Raw genomic sequence first — 15255 nt, 5'->3', positions numbered from 1 at the left:
GACTGTCCGATGCCCCCTCTGCTGTTGTCTTCTGCCGGCCCCCGCCCGCGCCCGTGGGCGTCGTTCCTGCTGGCCACGGCGTTCGCCGTCCTGGCCGGTGCGGTGCATGCCGCGCCGCCCGAGGCCAACGCCAGCGGCGTGTTCCTCAACGCCGCCGGTGACGTGCTGACCGCGCGCCATGCGGTGGCCGGCTGCCGTTCGCTGTTCGCCCTCAAGGACGCGCAGGTGGCGCAGGCCCGGGTGATCGCAGAGAGCGCCGAACTCGATGTCGCGGTGCTGCGCACCACCCTCACGCCGTACCTGCACGCCACGCTCGCGGCGGACGCGCGCACGCCGGCCCCGGGCAGCGTGGGCGTGTTCACCGAGGCCTACGCGGTGCTGCAGCGCATGCCCGATCGCGCGGCGTTGCTCAGCAACGCCATGACCGTGCCCGGCGTGGAAGGCCTGCAGCTGCTGTCGGGCGTGCAACCCGGCGCCAGCGGCAGTGCGGTGCTGGGCGCCGACGGCCTGCTGCTCGGCGTGGTGGTCGAGCGTGTCGCCGCCGCGCCGCATGCGTCGGGCATGGTGCTCAGCCGCGCGGCCTCGGCCGCGGGCGTGGCGGGCGGCGTGACGCGCGTGCGCGCGGTGCCGGCGGCGCGCCTGCGCGACTTCCTGGACGCCCACGGCATCGCCTACGCGCAAAGCCGCGAACCGCAGCTCGGCCCGCAGCAGTCGCCCGCCGCACGGGCCTCGACCCTGTCGGTCGGCGTGCTGTGCGGCTGAGCGTCCTTCTTCGACTTTTCATTGGAACTCCCATGACCTCTTCTTCCGGCAAGATCCGCGGCTGGCGCCGCCTGCGCCTGGCGCTCGGCGGGCTCGGCCTCGGGCTGTCCGCCGCCGCCGCGCCCCTGGCCGCATCGGCGCAGGCCCAGCCGCAGGTGCCGCAGCACTGGATCAGCTACGCCAACCTCGCCAGCAACCAGCTGCAGTCGTCGCTCAGCGACCCGGCCAGCGACACCGTGGTGCGGCTGCACACGTGGATGCAGGAACGCATGCTGAAGGAAGGCCAGCCCGTGCCGCCCGCGCCGGTGGTGGTGCGCGTGTGGGTCGCGGGCAGCGGCAAGGTCGAGCGCGTGGCCTTCGATTCGCTGGGCGATGCGCAGGCCGACACCGACCTGCGCGCGCTGCTCACCGCGCAGCCGCTGGCCGAGCCGCCGCCGCGCGACATGCGCCAGCCGATGGTGCTGCAACTCACGCTGAGCTTTGTCGCGCGCACCTGACCGATCGCGGCGCCTTTGCGTGGCGCTGCTGGGCCTTGCGGCTGCAGTACCGCTGCACGCCGCCATGCCCTGGCCCGTGCCGGGGCTCGCGGCACTGGTGAAGGCCTTCGGGCCGGCCGTGGTCCACATCGGCGTGGAGCGGCCGTCGGTGCCGGCGCGCCGCTTCAGCGACCGCTGGCTGCTGCGCGCGCCGCCGGCCGAGGCCGATGAAAGCAGCCTGGGCAGCGGCTTCCTCGTGAGCGCCGACGGGCTCATCCTCACCAACGCGCACGTGGTCGCGCACGGCACGCAGATCCGCGTGAAGCTGCCCGACCGGCGCGAGTTCCGGGCGCGGCTCATCGGCCTCGACGCACTGGCCGACGTGGCCTTGCTGAAGATCGACGCGACCGGCTTGCCCACGGTGCGCATCGGCGACCCGGCGGACGTGGAGCCCGGCGACGGCGTGGCCGCCATCGGCTCGCCCTACGGCTTCGGCAACTCGGTGACGGCCGGCATCGTCAGCGCCAAGGGGCGGCTGCTGCCGGGTGCCGAGTCGATGCAGTTCCTGCAGACCGACGTGCCGATCAACCCCGGCAATTCGGGCGGGCCGCTGTTCAACCTGCGCGGCGAGGTGATCGGCATCAACTCGCGCATCTACAGCCGCAGCGGCGGCTACCAGGGGCTGTCGTTCGCCATTCCCATCGATGCCGCCATGCGCATCAAGGACCAGCTGCTGGCCACCGGCACCGTCACGCGCGGGCGCATCGGCGTGTCCGTGCAGGAGGTGGGGCAGGCGCTGGCCGACACCTTCCGCCTGCCGCGCCCGGCCGGCGCGCTGGTGACCGACGTCGAGCCGCGCGGCGCGGCGGCGCGGGGCGGGCTGAAGACCGGCGACGTGATCCTGTCGGTGCAGGGCCGCGAGGTGGTGCAGGCGGCCGACGCGCTGGGCTTCATCGCCGAGCAGGTGCCGGGGCAGCGCGCACGCCTCATGGTGTGGCGCGACCGCGCCGAGCACGTGGTCGAGGTGAAGGTGGAGGGCTACGACACGCCGCGCCTGCAGGGCGATGCGGCGGCAGCGGCCTCGGTGCCTTCGCGCCTGGGCTTCGCGGTGCGCCCGCTGGCGCCGGCCGAGCGGCAGTTCCTGCGCGTGGAGGGCGGACTGCTGGTGCAGCGCGTGAACGTGGCGGCGTCGCGCGCGGGCGTGCAGCCGGGCGACGTCATCCTGGCGCTCAACGGCCAGCCGATCGACAGCGCCGAAGCCCTGGCCCAGGCGCTGGAGGGGGCCGACGGCACGGCGGCGTTGCTGGTGCAGCGCGCGGGGGCGCGGATCTTCGTGCCGATCTGCGCGCAGGCCGGGTCGCCAAAGTGCTGAGAAGGCCTCGCGCTGACCGGCCAAGTCATCCGAACGTCATGCAGCGAACCTAGCATCCGCTTCGACATGCCCCCCGGGCCGTGGCTTTCGCCGGGCGTATCGAACTCATGCGGCATGCACCTCTTTCCTTTCCTTTCGTCTCCCTGGCCAGCATCGCGCTGGTCGCCTGCATGACCGGGCCGTGGATGAGCGCTCGCGCGCAGTCCGATGCGGCGCCGCTTCGGCCGCAGGCCGCGCGCATCGCCTTCGACATCGAGGCCCAGCCGCTGGCTGCGGCGCTGGAGCAGTACGGCCGCGCCACCGGCCTGCCGGTGTTCTTCGATGCCGAACGCGTGGCCGGACGCCAAGCCGCGCCCGTGCATGGCCTGTTCGATGCGCAGGCCGCCCTCGATGCGCTGCTCGCGGGCACGGGCCTGGTCGCCGACGACGCCGGCGTGGGGGCCACGACCGCCTTCGTGCTCCGGCTCGCGCCGGCTGTGCCCGCGCCGGCACGCCCAGCTGATGCGGTGCAGGCCGCGCCCGCCACCGCGCACCGCGGCTACGACGGACTGGTCCAGACCCGCGTCTGGGAAGCCCTGTGCGCCCACCCGCGCGCAGCGCCGGGCGGCTACCGCGCGGCGATGCGTTTCGTGATCGACGGCACCGGCCGCATCGCCCATGCCTTCCTGCTGCACACCAGCGGCGAGCGCGTGCGCGACGAGGCCATCCTCGACACGCTGCGGCAGTTGCGCATCGACCGCGCGCCGCCGCCGGACATGGCGCAGCCGCTCACGATGCTGATCCTGCCGCGCTCGCAGACGCCCGGGCTCGAGTGCCCGGTGCGCCACTGACGCCAGCGCCATGCCCGAGAACGCGCTGCCCGCGTTGCGCGACTTCCTGGTCGCGCGCTACGACGAGCTCAAGCAGCGGCTTGCGCGGCGGCTGGGCAACGCCGAGCGCGCCGGCGACGCGCTGCAGGACACCTGGCTGCGCCTGGAAAGCCGCGACGACATCGACGGCGTGAACGACCCCGCCGCCTACCTGCTGCGCGTGGCCGTCAACCTGGCCTACGACCAGGTCGCGAAGCAGGGGCGCCTGGCCACGTCCGACGAGATCGAGGCGCTGCTCGACGAAACGCCCGATCCCGCGCCGGGGCCCGCGCAGATCGCGCAGGACCGCGCGGAGCTGGCCACGCTGCGCGCGCTCATCGAGCGGCTGCCGCCACGGCGCCGGCAGGTGCTGGTGATGGTGCGCTGGCAGCACCTGCCGCAGCGCGAGGTGGCGGCGCGGCTGGGCATCTCGCTGCGCACGGTGGAGAAGGAACTCAAGGAGGCGCATGACCACATCGCCGCCCGCATGGGCCGCGCGGACCGCGCACCCGACGCGAAGGAGCCGCATGAAAAATAAAGTGCGGTTCACCGCGTCGAGAGCCGTCTCATGGGTATGCGACATCTTTCAGCGCGCACGGGTTGAAGCCCCGATGACCCCGCCCGATGCACACGCCCAGGCCTTGCGCGAAGCGCAGGCCTGGCTGCGCCGGCTGTCCTCCGGCGCGGCCACGCAGCACGACGTCGAGGGCTTTCGCCGCTGGCGCGACGGCAACCCGCTGCACCAGCCCGCGCTGGCGCAGGCCCGGCGCCTGTGGCAGGCGCTCGACCCGGCCATCGGCGGCATGCCGGCTGAAGTCCAGCGACCTCCCGTGTCGTCGGCGCGGCCGGTGGCTGCGCGCCGCGCGTTTCTCGGTGCGGCGGTGGGCGCAGCCGGCGCCGCGGGTGTGGCGGTGGTCTCTCCGCCGCTGGGCCTGTGGCCGTCGCTCGGCGAATGGAACGCCGACTACCGCACGGCCACCGGCGAGCAGCGCGCGGTGCAGGTGGCCGAGGGCGTCGACCTGGTGCTCAACACGCAGACCAGCGTGCAGCGCCGCAGCGTCGAGGGCCGCGTCGTCGGCATCGATCTGATCGCGGGCGAGGCGGCGGTCGATCTGGTGGCCGGGCCGGAGCCCTTCGGCGTCGTGGCGGGCGCGGCCCGCAGCGAGGCGCAGGCCGGTCGCTTCGAGGTGCGCTACCTCGCGGGCCGGGGCTGCGTGACCTGTCTCGAAGGGCGCGTGCGCGTCACGCACGCGAGGGGCACGCGCGATCTGCAGGCCGGCGAGCAGGTGCTGTACGACGCGGGTTCGCTCGGGCCGGTGGCGGCTGTGGCAAGCCGCGAGGCCTCGGCCTGGCGCAGCGGCGTGCTGGTGTTCCGGCAGACGCCGCTGGCGCACGTGATCGAGGAGATCAACCGCTATCGGCCGGGCCGCGTGGTGTTGCTGGCGCAGCGCCTGGCCGGGCGCGAAGTCAGCGGGCGTTTCGCCATCGCCTCGCTCGACACGGTGCTGGTGCAGATCCAGCGCTCGTACGACCTCGAGGCGCGTGCGCTGCCGGGCGGCGTGCTGCTGCTTAGCTGATGAATGTGACAGCCTGATTGGCCCTCGCGTGCGCTCAGGATTGGTCCAGAAACTTAGCGGTTTTGTTTGCGTCTGTCGGTCTGTCCAGTAAGGGGCACGGATTCCGTGCCGGTGCATTTCATTCTTTACTGGGCGTCAGATGAACACACACGAGGGACACCGCAGCCGCCGCCAGGGCGCTGCCGTGCAGGCGAGGAGTTTCCGGATTTCGCCGCTGGCGCAGGCCATGGCGCTGGCGCTGGCCGCCGGTGCGGCCGCCGCGCCGGCGCATGCGCAGCGCGCCTTCAGCCCGACCTGGTTCAACGCCAAGGGCGCGGCGCAGGCCACGGCCACGGCCACCGGCCTGATGCCCAACGGGCTGCCGGCGGCGAACCTCACGAGCCCGCTCGCGCAGCAGCAGCGCGCCAGCGAGCAGCTGCAGCAGTCGATCGGCAACCTGAACCTGGCGGCGCGCGGCATCGCGGCGCAGCAGGCGGCACAGGCGGCCGCGCGGCGCGCCGCGCAGAACGACCCCTCGGTGCCCGACGGCCTGACCGAAGGCGGCCTGAAGGTCGACACGAATTCGCTGACTGCCGGCTGGTCGAATGCCCGCGCACTGACCGGTGATTCGCAGCGGCAGGTCGACGGCCGCACGGTCGTCACCGTCGAGCAGACGGCCGACAAGGCCATCCTCAACTGGGAGACCTTCAACGTCGGGCGCAACACCACCGTGGCCTTCGCGCAGCGCAAGGACTGGGCGGTGCTCAACAAGGTGAACGACCCGCAGGCGCGGCCTTCGCAGATCCAGGGGCAGATCAAGGCCGACGGCACGGTGATGGTCGCCAACCGCAACGGCATCGTGTTCAGCGGCAGCAGCCAGGTCGACACGCGCAACCTCGTGGCCGCGGCGGCGCAGATCGACGACGCGCAGTTCCAGGCCCACGGCGTGTACGCCAACGGCAGCGCGCCCAACTTCAAAAACGCGCAAGGCCGCGTCGAGGTGCAGTCCGGCGCACGCCTTTCCACGCCCGCGCCGGGCTCGGCCACGCAGGGCGGCGGCTATGTGCTGCTGCTGGGCAGCGAAGTGCACAACGCCGGCGAGATCGCCACGCCCGGCGGGCAGACGCTGCTGGCGGCGGGCGACCACTTCACCATCCGCAAGGGCGTGGGCACCGACGGCAACCTGGGCTCGACCACGCGCGGCAACGAAGTCGCGGTGACACTGGACACGAACAGCCCGGCGGGCACGGTGCGCAACACTGGGCTGATCCAGGCGACCACCGGCGACGTCACGCTGGCCGGGCGCGAAGTGGTGCAGGGCGGCGTCGTCCTTTCCAGCACCTCGGTCAACACACGCGGCACGGTGCACCTGAACGCGACCGGCGCTGCGGGCCAGGTCAGGTTCGGCGAAGGCAGCACCACGGCCATCGTGCTCGACACCGGCGGCGCGACCGCGCTGGACAGCCAGCGCGCCGGGCTCATGGCGCCGGCGGTCCCGCTGGGCACCGGCACCATCGTGCTGGCGGGCAACGACCGCCGCGACCTGTCGCGCGTCGAAGTCGCCAGCGGCGGCACGGTCGAGTTCCAGACCGGCTCGCTCACGCTGGCCACCGGCGGCCAGGTGGTGGTCGACGCGAAGCAGCGCAGCCTCGTGCGCGAGGGTGCGCGCATCGACGTGTCGGGCGCGGTGGGCGTGAAGCTCGCGATGGAGTCCAACAACATCAAGATCAACGTGCAGGGCAACGAGCAGCGCGATGCGCCGCTCAACCGCGACAGCAAGAACCTCAACAACAACGACCTGTGGATCGACCGGCGCTCGCTGGTCTTCGTGCCCGGCGGCACCGGCGGCTACCAGGGCGAGCGCTGGTACACCGGCGGCGGCCTGCTCGAGGTGGGCGGCTACCTGGGCACGCAGGCGCACGGCGTGGGCGAGTGGATGGCGCAGGGCGGCGTGGTGGGCTTCAGCGGCGGCGAACTCGTCACGCAGCGCGGCGCGAGCATCAACATCTCGGGCGGCACGCTCGACATGCTCACGGGCAAGCTCAACCAGAGCTGGCTCAAGGGCGCGGACGGGCGGCTCTACGAAGTGTCGAAGGCGCCGGGCGACCTGCGCTACACGGGCGTCTACAAGGGCTTCGAAGACGAACACGCGCGCTGGGGCAAGAAGACGACGGGCTTCTTCTACAACCCGCTGATCGGCCCGCAGACGCGGCTGGAAAGCGGCTACACCGTGGGCCGCGACGCCGGCCTGCTGATCGTCGGCACGCAGGCCGCGGTGCTCGAAGGCGAGATCGTCGGCGAGACCTTCCAGGGCGAGCGGCAGACACAGGCGCGGCAGGCCGGGCTCGACGGCTACCAGCAGTCGGCCGGCGCGGTGGCGCAGCGCGGGCAGCTCGTCGTGGGCCGCTACGACGCCTACTACGACAAGACGGCCGGTGCGATCCACCGGCGGCTCGACAGCGCCGGCATCAAAAACGTGGTGCTGGGCGATGCGGCCGACAGCATTGCGGCCGGTCTCGACCTCGCGACGGCGCTGCCGGCCGAACGCCGCGACACGCTGGTGCTCGATGCGGCGCAGCTCAGCGGCTTTGGCCTGGGCGCGGTGCGCATCGCGGCCACCGACAGCATCGCGGTCGACAAGGCGGTGCAGGTCGGCGATGGCGGCCACCTCGTGCTGTACAGCCCGAACGTGAAGGTCAACGCCGACCTCGTCGCGCGCGGCGGCGGCATCCAGCTGGGCAACGTGCTCGAACAGATCAGCCTCAACTACCTGAAGGACACCAGCACCCTCACCGCGCCCGACGGCGGCACGACCTCGGTGGTGCTCGCGGGCGGTGCGACGCTCGACACCCGCGGCCTGTGGACCCACCTGCTGACGAACCCGGCCGACGCGGGCGGCGTGGCGTACCGCAACGGCGGCAGCGTGTCCGTGCGCAGCACCGGCGACGTGGTGCTGGGCGCCGGCAGCGTCATCGACGTGTCGTCCGGCGCGGCGCTGTTGTCGAAGGCCAAACCGCAAGGTGGCAAGGGCGGCAGCGTCACGCTCGAGGCGGACGGCTTCAACACGGGCAGCGGCCATGTCGCGCTCGACGGTGCGGTGCTGCGCGGCCACGGCGTGGACGGCGGCGGCACGCTGACCGTGCAGACGATGCGCGTCGCCATCGGCGACACCTCGGGCGCGGCGCAGGCCGACACGCTGATGCTCGACGCCGGCTTCTTCGACAAGGGCTTCAGCCGCTATGCGCTCATCGGCAACCATGGCCTCACGGTGGCCGACGGTGCGCGGATCGACGTGACGATGCCGGTGTACCGCTTCGGCGCCCACGCGCAGGACGTCGCCACCGGCAGCCGTCCGGCCGACGCGCTCGAGGTGTGGACGCCGCCGCTCTACCAGGAAGACGCGACCAAGGCCGTGCTCACGCAGCGCAAGGGCGCGAGCCTGTCGCTGCAGGCCGGCACGACGACCACGCTCGCCAAGGAGCTGCCGACGGTGCAGGCCGTGGTGGGCAAGGGCGCGGCCATCCACGTCGACCCGGGCCAGGCCATTGAGGTGCGCAGCGCCGGTCAGCTCACGGTGGACGGCACGCTGCGCGCGAACGGCGGGCGCATCGTGCTGAAGACGGTGGACATCACCGACCTCGAGGCCGACATTGCCAATGCAACGGCCCATGCCCGCTCGATCTGGATCGGTGGGCAAGCGGTGCTCGATGCGTCGGCGCACGCGGCCACCGCCACCGACACCACCGGCAAGCGCTACGGCCTGGTGCGCGACGGCGGCAGCATCGTGGTCGGCGGCGAGATCGATGCGGTGGGGAGCAAGGCCACCGCGTCGCAGAACTTCGTCGTCGTGCGCCCGGGCGCGTTGCTCGATGCCTCGGGCACGCATGCGGTGCTCGACGTGCCCGGCATGGGCGCCACCGATGTGAGCAGCAATGGCGGCAGCATCTCGCTCGCGTCGTACAACGGGTTGCAACTGGACGGCAGCTTGCGCGCCGTCGCGGGCGGCGAGCGCGCGGCCGGCGGCACGCTGGCCGTGGTGCTCGGCACGCCGGGTCTGCGTCTGCACCTGGACCCGCTGCAGCAGGCGGAAGACCGCGTGCGCCGGCACCGCGTGCTGGTGCTGGGTGTGGAACAAGGCGCACCGCTCGCGCCCGACACCCTGCAGGCCGGCGTCGACGACGGTGCGCTCGCCTACGGCCAGGCCCGGCTGGGTACCGACACGGTCCGGCGCGGCGGCTTCGACAGCCTCTCGCTGTTTGCCGGCTCCACGCTCGCCTTCGAAGACGGCGTTGACCTGCGCATGCGGCAGGGCCTGCAGATCTACGCGGGCGGCCTCGCGCTCGGCAAGGACGCACCCGATGACGCGCACGTGGCGCTGTCGGCTGCGCACGTGCGGCTGGCCGGCGCGATGCCGTCGTTCTCGCGCGAAGTGCTGAGGGCGCCTGTCGCCGAAGGCGGTGTGGTGCGCGTGCCGTCCGGCACCCGCCTCGATGTGGCCGGTGAGCTGATCGATATCCGCGACGGCATGGGCTTCGGCGTCAACGGCAAGGTCCCCGTGCTCGACGGCGCGAGCGAAGCGCCCACGGTCGACCTGGCCGCCTTCGGCCATGTCACGCTGGCCAGCAGCGGCGACCTGCGCTTTCTGCAAGGCCGGCAAGACGTCGGCGTTTCCACGAGCCTCGTCGTGCCCGGCAGTCTGACCCTGCGCGCCGCGCAGATCTACCCTGCCACGGGCGTGGTGGCGCTGGTGTCCGCGGGCCTGGCGCCGGACGGCACCTACCGGCCCGACACGGTGCTGCGCATCGAGGGCACCGGCGCGACCCCGGACGTGCCGTACTCGGCCTTCGGCGACCTGTCGCTGCGCGCCGGCGTCATCGAGCAGGGCGGCGTGGTGCGGGTGCCGCTCGGGCAGCTGACGCTCGGCGATGCGCTCACCACGCAGGTCAGGCTGCTGCCCGGCAGCCTCACGTCGGTGAGCGGCGAGGGGCTGGACATGCCCTATGGCGGCACGGTCGACGGCATCAACTACCTGTACGACGGCAAGCAGGTCAAGCTCACCGGCGTGGGCGCGGGCGACACCTACAAGCGCAACCAGACGATCGGCCTCACGTTCATGGGGGCCAGCGTGCAAGGCCAGGAAGGCGCCACGCTCGACCTGTCGGGCGGCGGCAACCTCCGGGGCGCGGGCTTCGTGAGCGGACGCGGCGGCTCGACCGACGCGCGCTTCAGCCCGCTGATGCAGGTCGGCGCCCGCGGCGGCTTCACGCTGCCGGGGCTCGCGACCAACCCCGTGTATGCCATCGTGCCCGGCGTGCAGCCGGCGGTGGCGCCCACGGGCGCGGAGAAGGGCGCGGTCGATCCGCTCGTGGGTCAGCACATCACCATCGGCGCCGGCGTGCCGGGCCTGCCCGCGGGCACCTACACGCTGATGCCCTCGACCTATGCGCTGCAGCAAGGCGCCTTCCGCGTGGAGCTGAACGGCGCGGCCGGCCTGGGCGCGCCCACCGGCACGATGGCGATGCGCAACGGCTCGTGGCTCACGGCCGCGCAGTTGGGCGTGGGCCGCACCGGCATCGGCGACACGCTGTTCCGTCAGGCGATCGTGACTTCGGGCGAGGTGCTGCGCAGCTACTCGCAATACAACGAGATGGGCTACGGCGACTTCGTGCGTGCCGACGCGCTGCGCGTGGGCGTGCCGCGCGCCATGCTGCCGGCGGACGCGCGCAACCTGCACCTGAAGCTCGCGCCCGGCGCGGGCGCCGAGGCCTTGCGCTTCGACGGCACGGCGCGCTTTCGGGCGGGCGCGGGCGGGCGGGGCGGTTCCGTGGTGGCCACGAGCAGCGAGGAGCAATTGGGCCTCGAGATCGTCGCGGCCGGCGCGTCGGCGACGGCGGGCTTCCAGGGCGTCACGCTCGATGCGGGCGCGCTCAGTGGCATGGGCGCGTCGCGCCTGGTCATCGGCGGGTTGCAGGGCGCCGACTATGGGCAGAGCGGCAACGTCATCCAGACCGGCGACGGCGGGCAGAGCGTGGTGCTTCGCCAGGGGGCGGTGCTGTCCGCACCCGAGGTGTTCCTGGCCGCGGTGGGCGCGACCGAGGGCACGCCGCTCAGCGTGGTGGTCGAGCAGGGCGCGCGCATCCACACCCTGGGCCGTGGCAAGGCCGCCTACGATGCCGGCGACGGCTTCGTCTACGCCGCGACCGGCCAGATGCTGATGGTCTCCAACGGCCGGGTGAGCACGCTGCCGGTGCCGCAGACCCAGGCCACCTCGGACAACCGCAGCCTGCAGATCGGCGTGTGTGCCAGCGCGTCGTGCAGCGGGCAGACCGAGCTGTATTCCGAAGGCACCATCGCCATGGTGACGCCCGACCGCTTCGAGATGAACGAGGCGGTGCGCTACGGCACGCGCCACCTCACGCTGGCGGTGCGCGGCATCAACGTGGGCGACAGCGCCGCGCTGGCCGCCGCCGCGCAGAACCACACGCTGCCGCCGGGACTGGCCATGAGCCAGGCCCTGCTCGACCGCCTGCTGCGCGGCGACCGGCAGTACGGCGCGCCCGCGCTCGAAACACTGGAGTTGAGCGCCAGCGGCGGCGTCAACTTCTTCGGCACCGCGGCGCTGGACACCATCGACCCCGCCACCGGCAAGGCGACGATGGCGCAGCTGGTGCTGGCCACGCCTGCCATCTATGGGCAGGGCGGCGCGGACGACGTGGCCACCATCCGCACCGGCCGCCTGGTGTGGCAGGGCGCGACCACGGCGCCGTCGGCCGTGGTGCGTGGTGGCGCGGGCACCGGCAGCGGCACGCTGAACATCGAGGCCGAGCACATCGAGTTCGGTTATGGCCCCCACAGCCAGCCGAGCGGCCTGGAAGACGCGGGTCGCCTGGTGCTGGGCTTTGCCGACGTGAACCTCAAGGCCTCCGAGCGCGTGAGCGCCAACCACAAGGGCAGTCTGTCGGTCTACCAGTCGCAGGGCGCGTACGAAGCGGGCAAGGGCTATGCGTACAGCGGCGGCAACCTGCGCATCGTGGCGCCGCTGCTGACGGGCGAGGCGGGCTCGGTGAACCGCATCACGGCGGGTGGCACGCTGCGCGTGGCCGCACCCGCGGGCGCGCCGGCGGCGGCCACCGGCGATGCCGCGCTGGGCGCCGAGCTGAGCCTGCGCGGGCGCGAGTTGACGCTGGACACCGCCGTGGCGCTGCCCAGCGGCAAGCTCACGCTGAGCGCCGAACGCGACCTCGTGCTGACCGACCGCGCGGTGCTCGACCTGTCGGGCCGCGAGGTGGTGTTCAACGACCTGAGCAGGTACAGCGCCGGTGGCGACGTGGTGCTCGAAAGCCTGCACGGCAACCTGCGGCAGGCGGCGGGGTCGGTGATCGACATCTCGGCGCAGAACAACCGTGCGGGCACGCTGAAGGCGATGGCGCTCGACGATGCCGCCGGCCAGGTCGACCTGCAGGGCCGCATCCTCGGCGCGAGCAGCGGCCACTACGACGCGGGCGGCACGCGGGTGCCGTTCGCGGCGGGCAGTGTGGACGTGCGCGCACGGCAGCTCGGCGATGCCGAGTTCGCGGCGCTCAACCAGCGCCTGAACGACGGCGGCGTGTTCGGCGCGCGGCTTCCAGCTGCGCCAGGGCGACCTCGCCATCGGCAACGGCCTGAAGGCCGGCGAGGTGAACGTGTCGCTCGACAACGGCAGCCTCACCGTCACCGGCACCATCGACGCGAGCGGCGAGCGTGTGGGCCGTATCAGCCTGGCCGCGAAACACAACCTCACGCTGGCCGGCAGCGCCGTGCTCGACGCGCACGGCCGCACGCTGCGCGTGGACAGCCACGGCCAGATCATCGATTCGCCGAACCGCGCGATGGTGGAGCTCACGTCGAACGACGGGCAGCTCACGCTGGCCTCGGGTTCGCGCATCGACCTGCGCCACGGCACCGACGCCAAGGTGGGCGGCGAACCGGGCCAGAACGACGGCAGGGCGCGCGGCACGCTGGAACTCAACGCGGGCCGCACCGGCGAGACCGTCGGCGACATCCGCATCGACGCCAGCGGCACTCTCGCCATCGAGGGCGCGCGCTCCATCGCCGTGAACGGCATGTGGCGCTACGACGATGCACGCTTCGGCACCGACGCCGCGGCCACCGGCCGGCCCTACCAGGTCATCGACCAGGCGTACCTCGACGCCAAGCACCTGCAGAGCACCGTCTTCATCGACAACGCGCTGGCCAACGGCGCGCTGATGAACGGCAAGCTCGCAGGCCTGAACAACGCGCGCTATGCCGATGCCTTCCACCTGCGTCCCGGCGTGGAGGTCGTCAGCAAGACACCCGACGGCGACCTGGTGGTGCAGGGCGACATCGACCTGTCGGGCTACCGCTATGCGAGCGCCAACCCGCACACACCAAAGACCGGCGTGTACGGCTCGGGCGAGGTGGGCGCGCTGGCCCTTCGCGCGGGCGGCAACCTCGACATCTTCGGCAGCCTCAACGACGGCTTCGCGCCGCCGCCCGCCACGCCGGACGACGGCGGCTGGCTGCTGCTGCCGGGCGTCAACCTGCTGCGCGGCGACACCGTGCTGCCGCGCGGCGGCGTGGTGCTGGCCGACGGCACGACCTTCGAAGGGGGCGCCGGCACCCTCAACTACGACCTGCCGATCAAGTCGACGCTCTTCGTGGCCGGGCAGGTGATGCCGGTGGCCAGCGTGCTGGCCAAGGCGCTCGAACTGAAGGTGGGCACGGTGCTGAGCGCCGACGTGCGCAACGCCGCGGGCGCGCTGCTGTTCGCGGCGGGCAGCATCGTGAGCGGCGCCAACGTGACGCTGCCGGTGGGCACGCGGCTGGGGGCCGGCATGCGCCTGCCGTCGGCGGCCACGCTGTCGGGCGTGGTGTGGCCCAAGGGCGTGCCGCTGCCCGGCGATGGCAAGAAGTTCGTGCTCAACGGCGCCCTCACGCTGCCGCTGGGCGCGCTGCTCCCGGCCGCGACCAACATCAAGCTGCCCGGCGGGGTGACTTCGGTGAACCTGCGCCCGGACGGCGCCGGCAGGCTGTGGGCCGCGGCGGCGATGCTGCCCGAAGGTTCGCAGTCGTGGTCGGTGCGGCTGGCCGCGGGTGCAGACCTGAACGCGGCGGACAACCGCATCGTGCAGGTGCATCCGGCGGCGGGCCGGGGCAACCTGCGGCTGGCGGACAGCCACTACGGGATGTTCGGCAAGCTGAAGCCCGGCGGCGAGTTGTGGAGCGTGGAAGGGTCCATCAACTTCGTGGGCGACGAGAGCATGGCTGGCAAGCCCATCGATTTCGCGGACATCCAGTACCCGGAGCTTTGCGTGGACCTTCCCAGCTATTGCGTCATCACCGCCCCGGAGTACAGCTACCTGCCGGGCAGCACGCGCTTCAGCGTGGTGCGCACCGGCGCGGCCGATCTCGACCTGCTGGCCGCCGGCAACCTGCGCATGGATTCGCTGTTCGGCGTGTACACCGCCGGCGCCTCGTCGCAGGCCACGCGGGCCGGCGACCCTTACAACCTGCCGCGCGCGGTGGGCGCCAAGGGCACGGTGCTCAACGACGCGAGCGGTGGCTACGAGAAGTTCGTCGATGGCGGCACGCAGAACCTGGCACGCGCCTGGTACCCCGCCTCCGGCGGCAACCTGACGCTGAAGGCCGGCGGCGACCTGACCGGCGACACGATGCTGGTCGCCGGGGGCAGCGGTGCGGGGCGGCCGAATCCCGCGGACAAGGGCTTCAGCAGCGGCGCCATCGGCAACTGGCTGTGGCGCCAAGGCACGGGCGCGAGCCTCGGTGGCGGGCAGGACCAGCCCACGGCGTGGTGGATCAACTTCGGCTCCTATGTCGGCACGCCCGAGGCGGCCGACAAGTTGCTTGGCTTCACCGGCTTCGGCACGCTGGGCGGCGGCGACCTGCGCGTGGACGTGGGCGGCAACGCGGGCCTGCAGGGACGGCGCGGCGCCAAGACAGATTCGTACGCCGACAGCCGGCGCAGCCAGGGCCTGGTGCTGGCGGTGGGCGGCACCGGCCGTGTGCTGGCCGACGGCAGCCTGAGCCTGACGGGCGGTGGCGACGTGCTCGTGCGCGTGGGCGGTGCCTTCAATCCGCTCCACAGGCCCTACGTCGAGGGTGCCGGTGGCGACTCCGACGCCGGGCTCAACGGGGCGATCGTCAACCTCCGGGGTGACGTGCAGCTGCAGGCCGGCACCCTCGGCAGCCTGCCCCTGGTC

General features: G+C 72.8%; 7 protein-coding genes. All 7 read left to right on the top strand.

Annotation, left to right across the window (positions count from 1 at the left end; all coding sequences use genetic code 11):
- The first annotated feature begins 9 nt into the window (after positions 1-9).
- The 7 genes from AC1RAD_RS12245 to AC1RAD_RS12215 all read left to right on the top strand — a co-directional run bounded on the left by AC1RAD_RS12245 (position 10) and on the right by AC1RAD_RS12215 (position 15212).
- The gene (locus AC1RAD_RS12245) at positions 10-762 is read left to right on the top strand and encodes a S1 family peptidase (RefSeq protein ID WP_492735008.1); all 753 of its coding nucleotides are present in this window, start codon (positions 10-12) and stop codon (positions 760-762) included.
- Between the two features lie 32 nt (positions 763-794).
- Positions 795-1259, top strand: a complete 465-nt coding sequence (locus AC1RAD_RS12240; protein ID WP_223301342.1) for a YbaB/EbfC family DNA-binding protein — start codon at positions 795-797, stop codon at positions 1257-1259.
- A 64-nt stretch (positions 1260-1323) separates the two neighbouring features.
- Complete coding sequence (locus AC1RAD_RS12235; protein WP_095747650.1) at positions 1324-2610, top strand: trypsin-like peptidase domain-containing protein; 1287 nt, start codon at positions 1324-1326, stop codon at positions 2608-2610.
- Between the two features lie 80 nt (positions 2611-2690).
- Positions 2691-3440 carry a TonB C-terminal domain-containing protein gene (locus AC1RAD_RS12230; protein ID WP_492735005.1) on the top strand — a complete coding sequence of 250 codons (750 nt, stop codon included), beginning with the start codon at positions 2691-2693 and terminating at the stop codon, positions 3438-3440.
- A gap of 10 nt (positions 3441-3450) precedes the next feature.
- Positions 3451-3996: an RNA polymerase sigma factor gene (locus AC1RAD_RS12225; RefSeq protein WP_492735004.1), complete on the top strand. Its 546-nt coding sequence runs from the start codon at positions 3451-3453 to the stop codon at positions 3994-3996.
- Between the two features lie 73 nt (positions 3997-4069).
- Positions 4070-5035 (top strand): FecR family protein, encoded by a 966-nt coding sequence (locus AC1RAD_RS12220; protein WP_492735002.1) that lies wholly within the window; start codon positions 4070-4072, stop codon positions 5033-5035.
- Between the two features lie 139 nt (positions 5036-5174).
- Positions 5175-15212 (top strand): two-partner secretion domain-containing protein, encoded by a 10038-nt coding sequence (locus tag AC1RAD_RS12215; RefSeq protein WP_492735000.1) that lies wholly within the window; start codon positions 5175-5177, stop codon positions 15210-15212.
- Positions 15213-15255: the final 43 nt, after the last annotated feature.

The organism is Variovorax sp. GW823-FHT04B03 (genome assembly GCF_058796495.1).
Note: the sequence above shows the minus strand (reverse complement) of the source record. Positions and strands in the feature narration are given on the sequence as shown.